Origin of the sequence: Tepidibacter mesophilus (genome assembly GCF_002724055.1) — a bacterium.
Taxonomy (GTDB): domain Bacteria; phylum Bacillota; class Clostridia; order Peptostreptococcales; family Peptostreptococcaceae; genus Tepidibacter_A; species Tepidibacter_A mesophilus.
In genome coordinates this window covers 1-414 of the sequence record NZ_BDQY01000084.1, presented here as the reverse complement: position 1 = coordinate 414, position 414 = coordinate 1, and the positions used below count along the sequence as shown (strand labels likewise).

Below are 414 nucleotides of genomic sequence, written 5' to 3'. Positions count from 1 at the left end.
GATTGCTTGCATCTCCCCGAAGCTTATCGCAGCTTACCACGTCCTTCATCGGCTCTTGGTGCCAAGGCATCCGCCCTACGCCCTTAATAACTTAACCTTAATTTATTTAAATCTGTTCAATTTTCAAGGTACTAATAGTATAAAAATACTAAATGGTGGAGACGAGGAGAGTCGAACTCCTGACCCCTTGCTTGCAAGGCAAGTGCTCTCCCAACTGAGCTACGCCCCCATATTGTATTTTTTTGACGAATTATATAATAACAAATTTATATATAATCGTCAAGAGTTTTTTATAAACTCTCAAAATTAAACAGTAGGTTATTTCTCCTTAGAAAGGAGGTGATCCAGCCGCACCTTCCGATACGGCTACCTTGTTACGACTTCACCCCAGTCATTGATTTCACCTTCGGCAGA

1 tRNA gene and 2 rRNA genes are annotated in these 414 nt (G+C 41.3%); all 3 read right to left on the bottom strand.

The window, feature by feature from the left end:
* A 23S ribosomal RNA gene (locus Tmeso_RS16025) occupies positions 1 to 97 on the bottom strand; the annotation flags it as partial.
* A 56-nt stretch (positions 98 to 153) separates the two neighbouring features.
* Positions 154 to 229: transfer RNA gene (locus tag Tmeso_RS16020), tRNA-Ala, on the bottom strand.
* 103 nt (positions 230 to 332) lie between these two features.
* Positions 333 to 414 (bottom strand): 16S ribosomal RNA (locus tag Tmeso_RS16765); the annotation flags it as partial.